Source organism: Massilia glaciei, from assembly GCF_003011895.2.
GTDB lineage: Bacteria > Pseudomonadota > Gammaproteobacteria > Burkholderiales > Burkholderiaceae_D > Telluria_A > Telluria_A glaciei.
Genome location: NZ_PXWF02000218.1, coordinates 1 through 883 on the forward strand (window position 1 = coordinate 1; position 883 = coordinate 883).

An 883-nucleotide genomic window follows, 5' to 3' on the forward strand; every position below is an offset into this window, starting at 1 on the left:
CCGGCGCCAGCGTCGAATTGAGCGCTGGCGGCGCTGTCACGATGGACGACGGCGTGGCCACGACCGCCGGCACCAACCTGCGCTACGAGGCGGGTGGCGTGCTTGGCATCGGCGCCCTCAGCGCGGTCAATGTGAGCCTGATCGCGGGCAGCATCGTCGATTCGGGCAGCGGGGACACCGACGTTACCGCCACCACGCTGCGCCTGGTCACCACCGGCACCGCGGCCGGGGAGGGTGCCGGCACCGGCGCCGCCCATCTGCAAATCGCGGTGGCCACATTGGCGGCGAGCGTGGCGGGCACCGGCAACGGCGGCCTGTACCTCGACGAAGCGAACGCCATCGTGCTCGGCACGGTCGATGCGATCACGGTCGACCGACTCGCGGCGGACGGCAGCAGTTCCGTGGTCAGCGACCTCGGCATGTCCGGCGTGACGTCGGGCGCCAATCTGGTACTGGGCAGCGCGGCTGGTTCGGTCACGGTCCTCAACCCGCTGACGGCGAACGGCAACATCTTGCTCGAAGCCAACAGTGGCGCCCTGGGTATCACGGCCGCCATCAGCAGCGCCGGCGGCTCCATCAGCCTGTCTAGCCTGAATTCGATCACGCAAAACGCCAACATTTTGACGATCGGCGGCGGCAGCATCGACCTGCGTTCAAATGCCGGCAGCGTCGCCATGGCCGACGGCACCACCGCCAGCGCGGTCAACGGCAACATCCGCTACGTGGCCGCGACCACCATCACGCTTGGCGCCATCAGCACCGGCGCCGATGTCAGCCTGAGCGCGTCGAGCATCAGCGATTCGGGCAGCGTCGACGTCGATGTCAGCGCCAACCAATTGCGTCTGGTTACGACCGGCACGCAGGCAGGCGAGGGCGCCGGCAC

Annotated in this window: 1 protein-coding gene; it reads left to right on the forward strand. The window is 68.7% G+C overall.

Annotated features, from left to right (window positions below):
- Positions 1-883 (forward strand): hypothetical protein (locus C7C56_RS28875; protein ID WP_181373167.1); only part of this gene is annotated, 883 nt, incomplete at both ends.